12 protein-coding genes are annotated in these 14,302 nt (G+C 65.4%); 6 read left to right on the forward strand and 6 right to left on the reverse strand.

Annotated elements, in window-relative coordinates; translation table 11 throughout:
• Positions 1 to 6 precede the first annotated feature (6 nt).
• From FJ425_RS15535 to FJ425_RS15560, 6 genes are all read left to right on the forward strand, one after another.
• Positions 7 to 2,418 carry a circularly permuted type 2 ATP-grasp protein gene (locus FJ425_RS15535; RefSeq protein WP_140724666.1) on the forward strand — a complete coding sequence of 804 codons (2,412 nt, stop codon included), beginning with the start codon at positions 7 to 9 and terminating at the stop codon, positions 2,416 to 2,418.
• The gene (locus FJ425_RS15540) at positions 2,419 to 3,294 is read left to right on the forward strand and encodes a transglutaminase family protein (RefSeq protein ID WP_140724668.1); all 876 of its coding nucleotides are present in this window, start codon (positions 2,419 to 2,421) and stop codon (positions 3,292 to 3,294) included. It begins immediately after the preceding gene.
• A 90-nt stretch (positions 3,295 to 3,384) separates the two neighbouring features.
• Positions 3,385 to 4,476, forward strand: coding sequence for a DNA topoisomerase IB (locus FJ425_RS15545; protein ID WP_140724670.1), 1,092 nt, complete (start codon positions 3,385 to 3,387; stop codon positions 4,474 to 4,476).
• A gap of 110 nt (positions 4,477 to 4,586) precedes the next feature.
• The gene (locus tag FJ425_RS15550; protein WP_095766415.1) at positions 4,587 to 4,961 is read left to right on the forward strand and encodes a YciI family protein; all 375 of its coding nucleotides are present in this window, start codon (positions 4,587 to 4,589) and stop codon (positions 4,959 to 4,961) included.
• Positions 4,958 to 6,232: an RNA polymerase sigma factor gene (locus FJ425_RS15555; protein ID WP_140724672.1), complete on the forward strand. Its 1,275-nt coding sequence runs from the start codon at positions 4,958 to 4,960 to the stop codon at positions 6,230 to 6,232. The genes FJ425_RS15550 and FJ425_RS15555 overlap by 4 nt, the downstream gene beginning before the upstream one ends.
• 179 nt (positions 6,233 to 6,411) lie before the next feature.
• The gene (locus FJ425_RS15560; RefSeq protein WP_140724674.1) at positions 6,412 to 7,926 is read left to right on the forward strand and encodes an aldehyde dehydrogenase family protein; all 1,515 of its coding nucleotides are present in this window, start codon (positions 6,412 to 6,414) and stop codon (positions 7,924 to 7,926) included.
• An 83-nt stretch (positions 7,927 to 8,009) separates the two neighbouring features.
• Here FJ425_RS15560 and ugpC read toward each other — a convergent pair whose 3' ends face one another.
• The 6 genes from ugpC to FJ425_RS15590 form a co-directional block, all read right to left on the reverse strand.
• A complete protein-coding gene (ugpC, locus tag FJ425_RS15565; protein ID WP_140632207.1) occupies positions 8,010 to 9,086 on the reverse strand; it encodes a sn-glycerol-3-phosphate ABC transporter ATP-binding protein UgpC in 1,077 nt (358 codons plus the stop codon).
• Positions 9,073 to 10,011, reverse strand: a complete 939-nt coding sequence (locus FJ425_RS15570) for a PfkB family carbohydrate kinase (RefSeq protein ID WP_140632703.1) — start codon at positions 10,009 to 10,011, stop codon at positions 9,073 to 9,075. Before FJ425_RS15570 ends, ugpC begins: the two co-directional genes overlap by 14 nt.
• Positions 10,011 to 11,027 (reverse strand): SIS domain-containing protein, encoded by a 1,017-nt coding sequence (locus FJ425_RS15575; RefSeq protein WP_140632204.1) that lies wholly within the window; start codon positions 11,025 to 11,027, stop codon positions 10,011 to 10,013. The genes FJ425_RS15570 and FJ425_RS15575 overlap by 1 nt, the downstream gene beginning before the upstream one ends.
• A 2-nt stretch (positions 11,028 to 11,029) precedes the next feature.
• Positions 11,030 to 11,875 (reverse strand): carbohydrate ABC transporter permease, encoded by an 846-nt coding sequence (locus FJ425_RS15580; RefSeq protein WP_140724676.1) that lies wholly within the window; start codon positions 11,873 to 11,875, stop codon positions 11,030 to 11,032.
• Positions 11,875 to 12,759 carry a sugar ABC transporter permease gene (locus tag FJ425_RS15585; protein ID WP_140541781.1) on the reverse strand — a complete coding sequence of 295 codons (885 nt, stop codon included), beginning with the start codon at positions 12,757 to 12,759 and terminating at the stop codon, positions 11,875 to 11,877. The genes FJ425_RS15580 and FJ425_RS15585 overlap by 1 nt, the downstream gene beginning before the upstream one ends.
• An 88-nt stretch (positions 12,760 to 12,847) precedes the next feature.
• A complete protein-coding gene (locus tag FJ425_RS15590) occupies positions 12,848 to 14,086 on the reverse strand; it encodes an extracellular solute-binding protein (protein ID WP_140724678.1) in 1,239 nt (412 codons plus the stop codon).
• Between the last annotated feature and the right edge of the window lie 216 nt (positions 14,087 to 14,302).

A 14,302-nucleotide genomic window follows, 5' to 3' on the forward strand; every position in this document is an offset into this window, starting at 1 on the left:
TCGACAATGGCCAAGGGGAATCAGAGACGGGCGGGCGGCAGGCCGCGGGCGCCGAGCCTGCTGGAACGCTACCGACCGATCGAAGGCGTCGTCGACGAGATGGTCGACCCGGCTGGCAGCCCGCGCCCGGCCTGGCGCTCCTTCATCGACGCGCTAGACGATCTGGGGGCGGATCGGCTCGGGCAGCGGTTTGCCCGCGCCGATCAGTATCTGCGCGATGCCGGCGTCTATTACCGTGTCTATGAGCAGGCTGGCGCCAATGAGCGGGAGTGGCCGCTCGCGCATGTCCCGCTGCTGATCGACGAGAAGGAATGGGCCGAGATCAGCGCCGGCCTAGTCCAGCGCGCCGACCTGTTCGAGGCGATCCTGTCCGACATTTACGGGCCGAACCGATTGGTCGAGAAAGGCATTCTGCCGGCCGGCCTGATTGCAGCCAGCCCGGAATATCTGCGCCCGATAGCCGGCGTCCGGCCGGCCAACGGGCATTTTCTGCATATGGTCGCCTTCGAGCTCGGTCGTGGCCCGGACGGCCGCTGGTGGGTGCTGGGCGATCGCACCCAGGCGCCGTCGGGCGCAGGCTTCGCGCTGGAGAACCGCGTCGCCACAACGCGTGCGCTGTCGGATATCTATGGCGAGATGCATGTGCATCGGCTTGCCGGCTTTTTCCGCCGCTTCCGCGACGCGCTGAACGCTATGGCAAGGGAGTCGGGCGGCCGCGTCGCCATTCTGACGCCGGGACCGCTCAACGAAACCTATTACGAGCACGCCTATATCGCCCGCTATCTGGGCATCATGCTGCTCGAGGGCGAGGACCTGACCGTTTCCGGCGGCAGGCTGATGGTGCGAACCGTTTCCGGCCTGATGCCGATCGGCGTCCTGTGGCGGCGGCTCGATGCCGCCTTCGCCGATCCGCTGGAACTCAGGCCGGACTCGCAGATCGGCACGCCAGGATTGGTCGAGGCAATCCGGCGCGGCTCCGTTTCGGCCGTCAACGCGCTGGGTTCGGGCCTGATGGAGACACGGGCATTGCTGTCGTTCCTGCCCAGGATCGCGCGAGAACTGCAAGGTGACGATCTCAAACTGCCGAGCATCGCCACCTGGTGGTGCGGGCAGGAGGCCGAGCGCGCCCATGTGCTGGCCAATATCGACCGCATGGTGGTCGGCCCGGCGCTCTCGACCCGGCTTGCCTTCGAGGACGATGGCGCGACGCGGCTCGGATCGTCCCTTTCGGCCGGCGAGCGAGCCGAGCTCATCGCGCGCATCGAGGCGGACGGCGCCGGCTTCGTCGGCCAGGAAGCCGTGACGCTCTCGACCACGCCGGTGTTCGTCGACGGCCTGCTGGAGCCGCGGCCTGCCAGCCTGCGCGTCTATCTGGCGCGCACGCCGGAAGGCTGGACGGTGATGCCCGGCGGCTTCGCCCGTGTCGGCTTTTCGCTCGACCCGACGGCGATCGCCATGCAGCGCGGCGGCCAGGCGGCGGATGTCTGGGTGGTCAGCGACAGGCCGGTCGAACGCGAGACATTGTTGCCGCAGGAACATGACGGCTTCACCCGCACCATGCCGGGCAGCCTGCCCAGCCGCGCGGCCGAGAACCTTACCTGGCTCGGACGCTATATCGAGCGCTCCGAAGACACGGTGCGCGTGCTGCGCGCCTATCATGTGCGGCTTGCCGAGACGTCCGATCCGGATATGCCGCTGCTTGCCGATATCAGGGACTATCTGGAGCCGTTCGGCATCGACGTCTACACGGCGATACCACCAGGGTTGATCGGCACTTTGGACAGCGCGGTCTACAGCGCCGGCCAGATTCGCGACCGCTTCTCTCCCGATGGCTGGCTGGCGCTGAAGGATCTGTCCAAGACCATCCACAAATTCGCGGAGACGGTCGCGCCGGGAGACGACGCGACGCGGGCGATGACGGTGATGCTGCGCAAGCTTGCTGGCTTTTCCGGCCTGCTGCACGAGAACATGTACCGCTTCACCGGCTGGCGTTTCCTGGAGATCGGCCGCAGGCTGGAACGCGGCATCCAGATCGCCCGCACGCTCAGCCAGCTGACAAGGAATGGGGCGCCGGAAGGGGCGCTGGACATGATGCTGGAGATCGGCGACAGCGTCATGACCCATCGCCGGCAATATCCGGTGCAGGCCGGGCGGCGCACGGTGATCGACCTGCTCGCGCTCGACCCGCTCAATCCTCGCTCGATCCTGTTCCAGCTGGAGCGGCTGAAGGCCGAGATCGGCATGCTGCCTTCGATCGGCGGCGAGGGGCACATGTCACCCGCCGCCAAGGAGATATTGCGGCTCAACACGGCAATAGCCGTCATGGAGCCGTCGGACATGAGCGCCAAGGTGCTCGACGACCTCGCCGGCCAGATCGGCGATCTCTACAACAGCCTCTCCAGAGCCTATTTCGGTTAGATGCTCTACGACATCAAACTCCATTTGCATTACGACTACGCTGCTGCCGCCGGTGGGGGACGGCACCAGGTGCGCGTCATGCCGCAGACGATCGCCGGGGTGCAGCGCGTGATCGCCGCCTCGCTGTCGTTCCAGCCGTCGCCGGCCGAGCGTGCCGATTTTTCCGATTTCTTCGGCAACAATGTCACATCGATCGCCTTTCGCGACGCGCATGAGACGCTCGACATCCGAATGAGCGCGCGCGTGTCGGTTTCGCGCCCCGAGCAAGGCCTCGACGTCTCGCCCGACATAAGCGGGCTGAGGTCGGAGCTCGACCTGGTGCGCTCGCTATTGCCGTCCGCGCCGCATCATTTCCTCCCCGCCAGCGACCATGCCGGCATCGACGCGGCGATCACGGCCTATGCGCGGGAAAGCTTGGCCGGCTCCGCGGTCGCCACGGCGGCCGATCTCTGCAACCGCATCCATCGCGATTTCACTTATGACGGCAAGGCAACCACGGTGCAGACGCGGGCAAGCGACGCCTTCGCGCTGAAACGCGGCGTCTGCCAGGATTTCTCGCATATCATGATCGCTGGCCTGCGCGGGCTTGGCATTCCCGCCGGTTATGTCAGCGGCTTTTTGCGCACGATCCCGCCCAAGGGCAAGCCTCGGCTCGAGGGCGCCGATGCCATGCATGCCTGGGTCAAGGCCTGGTGCGGACGCGATGCCGGCTGGCAGGAGTTCGACCCGACCAACGGCATGCGGGCGAGCAACGACCATATCACGGTCGGCTATGGCCGCGACTATTCCGACGTTGCGCCAATCGTCGGCGTGTTGAAGACGACGGGCGGTCAGGTCGGGGAGCAGGCGGTCGACGTCATCCCGGTGGAAGCCTGACCCGCGGGCGTCGATGACGCGCACCGCCATTTGCATCGGAACCAGTCATCGGCGAGCGGCTTTATCTACGGATAATTTCGCGGAGCCGGCATGTTGCAGCATTCACAATTGTCCTCGGACCGTTCAACGCGGAGCGAGGAAACAGTAAGGAACGGTGCGCAGGATTCGGCCGAGCGCGCGTCGCTCAGCTATGTCAGCGACACCGATCCCGGCGTCCGACGAATGAGAAAAGGCAAGGGATTTTCCTATGTCGGTCCGAACGGGCGCAAGGTCAGCGCGCAGACACTTGCCCGCATCAAGGCGATCGTCATTCCGCCGGCCTGGACGGATGTATGGATATCGCCCAATCCGGACGGCCATATCCAGGCAACAGGCCGGGATCAGCGCGGCCGCAAGCAGTACCGCTATCACGCGCAATGGACCGAGGAACGCGACGGCGTCAAATATTCCAGCCTCGTCGCCTTCGCGCAAAGCCTGCCTGCCCTCAGACGGCAGATCGATGCCGATCTGCGCCGCCACGGGCTGCCGATGGAGCGCGTCGTCGCCTCGGTGGTCTGGTTGCTCGACAACACCATGATCCGGATCGGCAACGCGGCCTATGCGCGCGACAACAAGAGTTTCGGATTGACCACGCTGCGCGACCGCCATGTCGAGATCACAGGCTCCAGCCTGCGCTTCGCCTTCAAGGGCAAGTCGGGCAAGGAATGGAAGTTGAAGCTGGCCGATCGCCGCGTCGCCAAGATCGTGCGCGGCGCCCAGGACCTGCCCGGGCAGAAGCTGTTCCAATATCTCGGCGAGGATGGCGACCGGCGGCCGGTGCGTTCGGAGGACGTTAACCGCTATATTCGCGAAGCTTCCGGCGCCGAATTCAGCTCAAGGCATTTCCGCACCTGGGGCGGCACCATCCACGCCGCTTCGCTGTTTGCGCAGACCGAACTGCCGGAAAGCCAAGCGCTACGGAAACGGGTGACGAACAGCATCGTCGACAAGGTCGCCGAGCGGTTGGGCAACACCCGTGCCGTCTGTCGCAAATGCTACATCCACCCGCTGGTGTTCGAGGCGTGGAGCAACGGACGCCTGCTCGACGAAATGGCCGAAGCCAATAAGCACAAGCGCGTCATACCCGGCCTCGACGAGGAAGAAACGCTGGTGCTCAGATGGCTGCAGGCGCGCGGCGCCTGACAGGCGGTTGCGGAGATCGTCAAGCCAGTGATCCCTCGATAAATTTTTTTATCGACCTGGTGTCGGGAAGGGTCCTAGTGTCGCGTCCTTTGATACGGAAAGGACCTGCCATGCTTTACGCCATCCTCTGCTACGCCTCCGAAGACGTCGTCTGCTCCTGGAGCAAGGAACAGGACGACGAGGTCATGGCAAAGCTCCTCAACGTGCAGGACAAATACGCCAAGGCGGGCCGGCTGGGGCCGGTGGCGCGCCTGTTGCCGACGACGGCGGCCACGACGCTGCGAAAGGTCAAAGGGGAATCGATCGTGCTCGACGGCCCATTCGCCGAGACCAAGGAACAATTCCTCGGCTTCTATACGCTCGAATGCAACGATCTCGACGAAGCCGTCGAATTCGCGCGCGAGCTTTCCGAGGTCAATCCGAGCGGCGGCTCCTACGAGATCCGGCCGGTTTCGGTCTTCAATCCGACAAAGGTCGCGGTATGACGGAACTCGCCTGGATAAATGCCGCGATCAGCAATGCCCGCCCGCAGGCGATGGGCGCGCTGCTGCGCTACTTCCGCGACCTCGACGCCGCGGAAGAGGCTTTCCAGGACGCGTGCCTGAGGGCGCTCAACAACTGGCCGAAGAACGGGCCGCCACGCGATCCCGCGGCTTGGCTGATCTTCGTCGGCCGCAACAGCGGCATCGACGCCGTGCGCAAGCGCGCCAAGCAGGCGCCGATGCCGGAAGAGGACCAGATTTCCGATCTCGAGGATGCCGAAGGCGATATGGCCGAGCGGCTGGACGGTGCGCATTATCGCGACGATATCCTGCGGCTTCTGTTCATCTGCTGCCATCCGGATCTGCCGGCGACGCAGCAGATCGCGGTGGCGCTGCGCATCGTGTCCGGCCTCACCGTCAAGCAGATCGCGCGCGCCTTTCTCGTCGGCGAAAGCGCCATGGAACAGCGCATCACCCGCGCCAAGGCGCGCATTGCCGATGCCGGCGTGCCGTTCGAGACACCGGGCGCGGTCGAGCGCTCGGAGCGGCTCGCCGCAGTCTCCGCTATGGTCTATCTGATCTTCAACGAGGGCTATTCGAGCAATGGCGGCGAGGCGCCGGCTCGCGCGCCGCTGTGCGAGGAGGCGATCCGGCTCGCCCGGCTGCTGCTCAGGCTGTTCCAGCAGGAACCTGAAATCATGGGGCTGACGGCGCTGCTGCTTCTCCAGCATGCGCGGGCGCCGGCGCGCTTCGACGAAGATGGCGAGATCGTGCTGCTCGAGGACCAGGACCGCTCGCTCTGGAGCCGCAAGATGATCGACGAGGGCTTGGCGCTGGTCGACAAGGCGCTGCGCCACCGCAAGCCCGGCCCTTATCAGGTGCAGGCGGCGATCGCGGCGCTGCATGCGCGGGCGGCGACGGCCGAGGATACCGACTGGACCGAGATCGACCTGCTTTACGGTCTGCTGGAGCAGATGCAGCCGTCGCCGGTGGTAACGCTCAACCGCGCCGTCGCGGTCAGCAAGGTGCACGGCCCGGAAGCCGCACTTGCCATGATCGAGCCGCTGGAAGAGCGGCTGTCGGGCTATTTCCACTTCTTCGGGCTGAGGGGCGGGCTGCTGATGCAGCTTGGGCGCAACGACGAGGCGCGTGTCGCCTTCGACCGCGCCATCGCCCTGGCCAACACCGCGGCCGAGGCGGCGCATATCCGCATGCATATCGACCGGCTGATCAAGGAAAGCGCTGAGAAGTCTTCCTTCCAAAAAGCGCGCTGATCCGGCTTCGCCGTCTGGCCCAATTTCGCAATCCGGCCTTGGACCATGCCGGGGTAGCGGTTTTCCCCCGAAACGCGTAATGCCACGCCATGAAAGCGCCCGGCTGTGCCCGACGGCACGGACTCGGCGCATAGCTTCCACGCCCGTCCTATGAGCGGCGGGATATGAAAGGGACAAAGATGACGTTAGCGAAGGAAACCGCTTCACTTCTTGAGAAACTGGGTGTCGCCAAGGATGCGCTTTGGGGGGGCGACCTGATCGTGCGCAGTCCGGTGACGGGCGAACAGGTCGCGGCGCTGAAGTCGATCTCGGCCGCCGACGCCGGCAAGGCCATCGATGCCGCGCACAAGGCCTTCCAGGCCTGGCGGCTGGTGCCGGGGCCAAAGCGCGGCGAGCTGGTGCGCCTGCTCGGCGAGGAGTTGCGCGCGCATAAGGACGAGCTCGGCCGGCTGGTGTCGATCGAGGTCGGCAAGATTCCGTCCGAGGGGCTGGGCGAAGTCCAGGAGATGATCGACATCTGCGATTTCGCCGTCGGTCTTTCCCGGCAACTCTATGGCCTCACCATCGCCACCGAGCGCCCCGGACACCGCATGATGGAGACCTGGCATCCGCTCGGCGTCGTCGGCGTGATCTCGGCCTTCAATTTCCCGGTTGCTGTTTGGTCTTGGAACTCGGCGCTGGCCTTCGTCTGCGGCGATGCGGTGGTGTGGAAGCCGTCGGAAAAGACGCCGCTGACGGCGCTTGCCTGCGAGGCGATCTTCAAGCGCGCCGCCAAGCGTTTCGGCGCGGACGCGCCGGCGGGGCTGCTGCAGGTGCTGATCGGCGACCGCGCCGCCGGCGAGGTGCTGGTCGACCATCCGAAGGTGCCGCTGGTCTCAGCCACCGGCTCGACCCGCATGGGCCGCGAGGTCGGCCCCAGGCTGGCCAAGCGTTTTGCCCGCGCCGTGCTCGAGCTCGGCGGCAACAATGCCGGCATCGTCACGCCCACCGCCGATCTCGACATGGCGCTGCGGGCGATTGCCTTCGGCGCCATGGGCACGGCTGGCCAGCGTTGTACGACGCTGAGGCGCCTCTTCGTGCATGACAGCGTCTATGACGCGCTCTTGCCGCGGCTGAAGAAGGCCTATCAGTCCGTCTCGGTCGGCAATCCGCTGGAAGGCAAGGCGCTGGTCGGTCCGCTGATCGACAAGGCGGCCTTCGACAACATGCAGAAGGCATTGAAGGAGGCTGAAGCGCATGGCGGCAACGTGACCGGCGGCACGCGCGTCGAGAACGGCCATCCGGATGCCTATTACGTGCATCCGGCGCTGGTCGAAATGCCTGCCCAGGTCTCGCCGGTGACGGAAGAGACCTTCGCGCCGATCCTCTACGTGATGAAATACTCCGATTTCGACGAGGCGCTCGAGCAGCACAATGCGGTGGGCGCCGGGCTGTCATCGTCGATCTTCACGCGCGACCTGCAGGAATCGGAGCGTTTCCTTGGCGTCGACGGTTCGGATTGCGGCATCGCCAACGTCAATATCGGCACGTCGGGCGCCGAGATCGGCGGCGCATTCGGCGGCGAGAAGGAGACGGGCGGCGGCCGCGAGAGCGGCTCGGATGCCTGGAAGGCTTATATGCGCCGCGCCACCAACACGGTGAACTATTCGAAAGCGCTGCCGCTCGCGCAGGGCGTGTCGTTCGACATCGATTGAATGAAGCGCCGGGTCAGCCTCGCCCGCGAGCTGATCCGGCCCGACTATCGATCAGATCGTGCAGGCGGAAGGCGGGCGATTGCTCAGAAAGCCTTGCCGGTGGCCGGATCGAAGAGGCGGAGCGCGTCCGCATCGAAGACGAACGCGCATGGCTGACCCTTGGCGACGCGGGCGCGTGGCGGCAAGGTCGCCGTCAAGTTCTGCGCGCCGATCCGGGCCGTGGTGACCTGTTCGGGACCGGTCAGTTCGACGACGTCGATCTCGACCGGCAGCGACAGATCCGCGCCGCTGCCCGGCCCCAGCCGGAGCGCTTCCGGCCTCACTCCGGCAATGACCTGAGCACCGCCGCGGCCTGCGTTGGCGTAGCGCGCCGGCAGCGCCAGCCGCGCATCCGTGCCGGCAATGGCGAGCTTGCCGTCCTCGACAACCGCTTCCAGCATGTTCATCGCAGGCGCGCCGACGAAGCCTGCCACATAGAGTGTCGCCGGATGGTTGTAGATCTCTTCCGGGGTGCCCAGCTGTTCGATACGACCGTCGCGCATGACGGCGACGCGGGTCGCCAGCGTCATCGCCTCGATCTGGTCGTGGGTGACGTAGACGACGGTGGTGCGCAGCATCTCGTGCAGGCGCTTCAGCTCGGTGCGCATCTCGAGCCGCAGCTTGGCGTCGAGGTTGGAGAGCGGCTCGTCGAACAGGAAGACCTGCGGCTTGCGCACCAGCGCCCGGCCGATGGCAACGCGCTGGCGCTGGCCGCCGGAGAGCTGGCCGGGCTTGCGGTCGAGCAGGTTCTCGATCTGCAGGAGCCTTGCCGCTTCGCGCACCGCCTTGTCGCGCTCGGCGACGGGAACCTTGCGCATCTCCAGCCCGAAGCCGATGTTGCGGCTCACCGTCAGGTTCGGATAGAGCGCGTAGGACTGGAAGACCATGGCGATGTCGCGGTTCTTCGGATGCACGCCAAGCACCGAGCGGCCGCCGATCAACACGTCGCCGCTGGTCGCCTCGGCGAGGCCGGCGATGATGTTGAGCAAGGTCGACTTGCCGCAGCCGGAGGAACCCAGCAGCACCAGGAACTCGCCGTTCTCGAGCGCGACATCGATGCCTTTCAGCGTTTCGACGCTGCCGTAATTCTTGCGGATATCGCGGATTTCAAGCGCGCTCATGGATGGCTTCCTCGAAGAAAATCGGCCCGCCATAGTCGCGGGGCAGGGTGGAAATGGCCCGCGATGCCACCTGAACAGCCGCTGCAAGGCAACGTGCCAGAGCGTGCTCCCGAGCAAATGCCGCCAGAAAGGCGCCGTTGAAGACATCGCCGGCGCCGATCGTGTCGACGACGTTGACGCGTGGCGCGGTCGCATCGATGAGCTGGCCGTCCGGGCCGATAGCGATCGCGCCCTCGGGTCCGCGCTTGACGACCACGGTCGCGGCTTTTTTCATGCCGTCGCGGATCTTGCGTGCCGCGTCCGTGGGATCCTTCAACCCCGCCAGCGTCGTCGTCTCGACCTCGTTGAAGAGCGCAAGCTCGCAACGCGACAGCCAAGCGCGCGCCGCGGCACAATTTTGCGCCGTCCAGCCGTCCATCGGCCAGCCGGTGTCGAGCGCGACGGCGATGCGGTGTGCCTCCGCCCAGTCGAAAAAAGCCTCGTACTGGCGCGTCAGGTCGTCGGTCAGGAAGGAGCCGCAGAGCAGCGCATAGCCACCGGAAAGCCGCCTGCCGTCCAGAACCGAAAGCACGTCGTCGAGGTTGAAGCGCGGCAGGTGACCGCGGGTGGTGAAGAAGGTGCGTTCGCCGTCCGGATGGGTCATACCGACCGACAGCGTCGTGCCCTCCGTATGGACCGGCCATCTCGCGGCGCGGCTCCCGAATGCCTCGCGCAGCCAGCGCCCGAACTGGTCATCGCCGAGATTGGCGGCGATGTCGAAATCGATGCCCAGCGCCTGCCAGGCAAGTGCGGTGTTGCCGGCCTGGCCGCCGACGCGCAGGTCGTCATGATCGACGACGGTCTCCGTGCCCGCCTTCGGCCAGGGCGCGACCGGCCCAACGATCAGATCGACGTTGACGTTGCCGATCACCGCGAGCGGCCGCATCATTCGCTCCTGGTTATCTTGGTGGTGCGCACCGGCGTTCCGGCATTCTCGACGCGGGAATCGGCGAAGGCGATCATCAGGCGCTGCGCCACCGGCAGCATGGCAAAGATCGCCGCCAGCCCAGAGGCGGGTCTGAAGGCGAGTGTCGCGGCGCCTGCGACCGGCGGTTTGCCCGAAGCGTCGAATACGATCAGCGGCGCCCCGGTCTCGACCACTGAAACGGCCATGGCGGTGACGAGGTCGGCGGTCGGGTCGTCGCCGCGGAAGAGCACGACGCCAATGCTTGGACCCAGCATCTCCATCGGCCCGTGGCGCAACTGACCGCCTTCGAGCGAGAAACAAGGCAGGCGCGACAGTTCGGTGAAGCCGAGCGCAAGGGCTTCAGCCACGCCTTGAAGCTTGCGGCCGGAAGTGACGATGGTCGTGACCATCCTCAGCGCCGCGAGCGCGGCATCGATCTCGACCGCCTGGGGCGCATTGAGCCCGGCGAGCGCGCCGGCGGGATCGTCGCCTAGCGCAGTCAGGATGGCGAGATGCAGGGCGAAGGTCACGGTCAGGCTGCGGGTCGCGGCAAAGGCAAGCTCGCTACCGCCGGCGCCGACGAGGCAAGGCACTGTGCGGCCGAGGAAGGAGCCTTCCTCCAGCGTCAGACCGAAGGTCTCCGTGCGATCGCCGGTCTCGGCAAACCAGCGCAACACCTCGGCGCTTTCGCCGGATTGAGAGGTGACGATCACCGTCTTGCCGGTCAGCGGCAGCGGCTGGCCGAGCTGCTCCGACAGCGGCAGCGCGATGGCATCGATGCCATGCGCGCGATAGAGCGGCTCGACGGCGCGGGCGACGGCATGCGAGGCGCCCATGCCGAGCAGGAGGAGCCTGCCGTTCTTGCTGATCGAGGCAGCGACCTCGGCAGCTACTTCTCGATTGCTGGCGAACGAGGCAAGCGCATCCTCATGCTGGCGTGCCATCTCGCGGTCGATCGCGACAAGCCCTGCCGGGCGGTTCTTTTGCGCAATCATGATTATCCTTTCACTCCGCCGCTGGTCAGACCCGAGATCAGCGCGCGTTGCATGACGAGGCCGATCAGCACCGGCGGCAAGGCCGCAAGCACGCCGGCGGTGGCGATCAGTCCATAGTCGGAGACGCGGCCGCCGGCGAGATCGGCGATGGCGACCGTCAGCGTCTTTGCCCGCTGGTCCGAGGTGAAGAGCAGGGCATAGAAGAATTCGTCCCAGGCAAGCAGCACGGCAAACAGCGCCGACGTCGCCACCACGGGCGCGGCCAGCGGCAAGGTGATGATGCGCCAGGTCTGGAGCAGTCCCGCCCCGTCGATCATCGCCGCGGCCTCGATTTCGCGCGGGATGGAATCGAACCCCGATTTCATCAGCCAGGTGGTGAAGGGCGCGAGGATCGTCAGATAGATCAGCGCCAGGCCGAAGACGTTGTTGAGCAGGCCGAGATAGGAGAGACCCATGTAAAGCGGGACGGAGAGGGCCACCGGCGGCAGCATGTAGGTGGCGATCACCATCGACAGCGACCAGCCGACCGAAGGCGTGCGCGAGACGGCCCAGCCGGCCGGCACGGCAAGGACGATCGCTGCCAGCGTCGCCATGCCGGCGACCTCCAGGCTGTTGCGCAGCGATGACGTGAAGGCGGCGCCGGCGCTGTTCTCGGCCCTCGATATAAGCTGCGTGTAACGGGAGAAGTCGGCCGCCTGCGGCCACCAGCGCAGCGGCTTGGCGGCGAGGTCGGCGGCCGGCGATATGCTCATGATGAAGAGCCAGGCGAGCGGCGCCAGGATTACGGCGGCGAGCAGAATGGCGCAGACGTAGATAAAAGCAGTGAAGACAGAGCTCTTGCGTTCCATCAGGCCGCGCTCCCGGCGGTCTTCTTGACCAGCGTCGCATAGGCGACGGCGAGCACGGTGACGAGCAGGGTGACGATCAGCGCCAGCGAGGCGCCGGAACCGGCGCGCTGGAAGGAGAAGGCTTCCTGGTAGACGAGGATCGACAGCGAGCGCGTGCTGTTGGCCGGACCGCCGCGTGTCATCACCCAGATGATGTCGAAGACCTTGAACGCCTCGATGGTGCGCAGCACCAGCGCCACCATGAGCGGGCCTGCAAGATAGGGCAGGATGACGAAGCGGAAGCGGTTGAACGGGCCGGCGCCGTCGACGAGCGCCGCGGCGGTGATGTCGCGCGGCACGGCCTGCAGGGCGGCCAGCGCAATCAGCGCGACCAGCGGGAAATTCTTCCAGCAGTCGGCGACGATCAGCGCCGCCAGGGCCGTTCCAGGCTCACCTAGCCAGGAGCGGTAATCGTCTATGATATGGAGCTGCGTCAGCGCCGCGTTCAGCGCGCCATATTCGGGATTGTAGATCAGCCGCCAGAGCGTCGCGTTGACGACGGTGGGCAGCGCCCAGGGCAGGATCATCAGGCCGCGCAGCACGGCGCGGCCGCGGAATTCCTGATTGAGCAGGAGAGCCGCAAGGACGCCGAGCACCATCTCGGCGGCGACCGAGATGACCGCGAACCAAGTGGTGGTGGTCAGCGTGCGGGTGAAATTCGAGCTCGTCAGCATCTTGGTGTAATTGTCGAAGCCGACATAGTTGCCCGCCGTACCGACCAGCTGGGCGTCGGTGAAGGAAAGCCTGACAGTATCGACCAACGGCCAGCCGATGACGGCCACCATGATCACCAGAAGCGGCAGCATCAACAGCCACGCACGCGTCGTCATCCAGGTGCCCGACATCAGAGGCGCCTCTCTTCCTTCATCCGGTTAGAAATAGCACGGGCGGCACTCGTATTTTGAGGCCGCCCGCCCGTCGGGGAACGCCAGATCAGAGGCCGCTGTTTTCGGCAGCGGTCTTGAGCGCGTCTTCCGGCGTCGCCTGGCCGAGCAGCGATTCCTGGATCGCCTGCTGCAGCGCCGTCGATAGCTGCTGGTATTTCGGCGTGGTCGGGCGCGGATACATCGCGGCAAGACCGAGCTTGGCGGCGGCGATCAGTTCTTCCTGGCCCTTGGTGACGGCCGGGTCGTCATAGGACGAGGCCCAGATCGGCAGCGAGAGCTTGGCATACTGGTTCTGCGTCGCCTGCGAGGTCATGAACTCGATATATTTCCAGGCTTCGTCCTGGTGCTTCGACACCGCCGTGACGCCAAGGCCCATCGAGCCGTTGACGGCCGAGACCTCGCTGGTGCCGGCAACGCCCGGCGCCGGCACGACGCCGACCTTGCCCGCGACCTTGGAGTCCTTCGGATCATTGGCCATGTTGTACATGTAGGTCCAGTTCAGCGCGAAAGCGGCGTCGCCGTTCTCGAACACCTTGCGCACGTCCTCTTCGAGGAATTCCTTGGAGTTCGGGTTGGTCAGGCCCGACTTGTAGCTGTCGACCATGTATTTCAGCGCCGAGAGGCCGCCGCCGTTCTGGAAGTCGGGCTTGCCTTCCTTGAGGAAGTCGCCGCCATAGGCGCTGACCAGCGTGGTGTAGTCGCAGATGGCGGCTTCGGCCTGCGACCAGCTCCAGGCGATCGGCGTCTTCAGCAAGCCCTTGTCCTGAATGATCTTGGCCTGCTGGCCGAGCTCTTCCCAGGTCTTCGGCGGCGCCTTGATACCTGCCTTTTCCAGGATTTCCTTGTTGTAGAACAGGTATTTGGTGTCGAGGATCCACGGCATGCCATAGTACTTGCCGTCATACTGGACGGTGGTCCAGGCCCCGGGCAGAACGCCCTTCTTCATGTCATCGGTGATCTTCGAGGACACGTCGACCAGCACCTTGTTGGTCGCGTATTCGGCCGGCCAGATGACGTCGAACAGCACCACGTCGTAGCCGCCGCCGGATCCTTGGGCGAGCACGGTTTTGTCGTGCAGGCCTTCATAGGGAACGAATTCGAGGTTGACCTTGATGTCCGGATTGGCCTTGGCGAAGGCCTCCGTCATCGAGCGCACGTCGGCCTCGCTATAGGCGGCCTGCGCCATGAAGAGCGCGTTCAAGGTTGTTTCAGCAAAGGCGTGGGGGACGAGCAGCCCGCCAACGAACACCGCGCCCAAAAGTGTCTTACCGATCGATTTCAGCATTTGTCTTTCTCCCATTTTCGACGGCTGCGAGTGGGCGGCCAAGGCTGTGCCGCTTTCTCGAATTCGCATCGCGTCTGACCGGATCCATCCCCAACGGCGTGCGGCGGAGCTCGAAAGCTTTTGCCGTCTTTTTGTAGAACCGCGCGGATGTCCCCTATTAAGTCAATTCGCTTGACTTAATTAGTCGATCAATCCTTTAATGGAGTCAAGAGGGGA

The sequence above is a fragment of the Mesorhizobium sp. B2-7-2 genome, from assembly GCF_006440775.1.
In the GTDB taxonomy this organism is placed as follows: Bacteria; Pseudomonadota; Alphaproteobacteria; order Rhizobiales; family Rhizobiaceae; genus Mesorhizobium.

Coding starts and splice junctions, on each gene's coding strand:
- FJ425_RS15560 (WP_140724674.1), top strand. CDS start 6,412: ATGACGTTAGCGAAGGAAACCGCTTCACTTCTTGAGAAACTGGGTGTC.
- FJ425_RS15585 (WP_140541781.1), bottom strand. CDS start 12,759: ATGTCGGGCACCTGGATGACGACGCGTGCGTGGCTGTTGATGCTGCCG.
- FJ425_RS15555 (WP_140724672.1), top strand. CDS start 4,958: ATGACGGAACTCGCCTGGATAAATGCCGCGATCAGCAATGCCCGCCCG.
- FJ425_RS15575 (WP_140632204.1), bottom strand. CDS start 11,027: ATGATTGCGCAAAAGAACCGCCCGGCAGGGCTTGTCGCGATCGACCGC.
- FJ425_RS15590 (WP_140724678.1), bottom strand. CDS start 14,086: ATGCTGAAATCGATCGGTAAGACACTTTTGGGCGCGGTGTTCGTTGGC.
- FJ425_RS15535 (WP_140724666.1), top strand. CDS start 7: ATGGCCAAGGGGAATCAGAGACGGGCGGGCGGCAGGCCGCGGGCGCCG.
- FJ425_RS15550 (WP_095766415.1), top strand. CDS start 4,587: ATGCTTTACGCCATCCTCTGCTACGCCTCCGAAGACGTCGTCTGCTCC.
- FJ425_RS15570 (WP_140632703.1), bottom strand. CDS start 10,011: ATGCGGCCGCTCGCGGTGATCGGCAACGTCAACGTCGATCTGATCGTT.
- FJ425_RS15540 (WP_140724668.1), top strand. CDS start 2,419: ATGCTCTACGACATCAAACTCCATTTGCATTACGACTACGCTGCTGCC.
- FJ425_RS15545 (WP_140724670.1), top strand. CDS start 3,385: ATGTTGCAGCATTCACAATTGTCCTCGGACCGTTCAACGCGGAGCGAG.
- FJ425_RS15580 (WP_140724676.1), bottom strand. CDS start 11,875: ATGGAACGCAAGAGCTCTGTCTTCACTGCTTTTATCTACGTCTGCGCC.
- ugpC (WP_140632207.1), bottom strand. CDS start 9,086: ATGAGCGCGCTTGAAATCCGCGATATCCGCAAGAATTACGGCAGCGTC.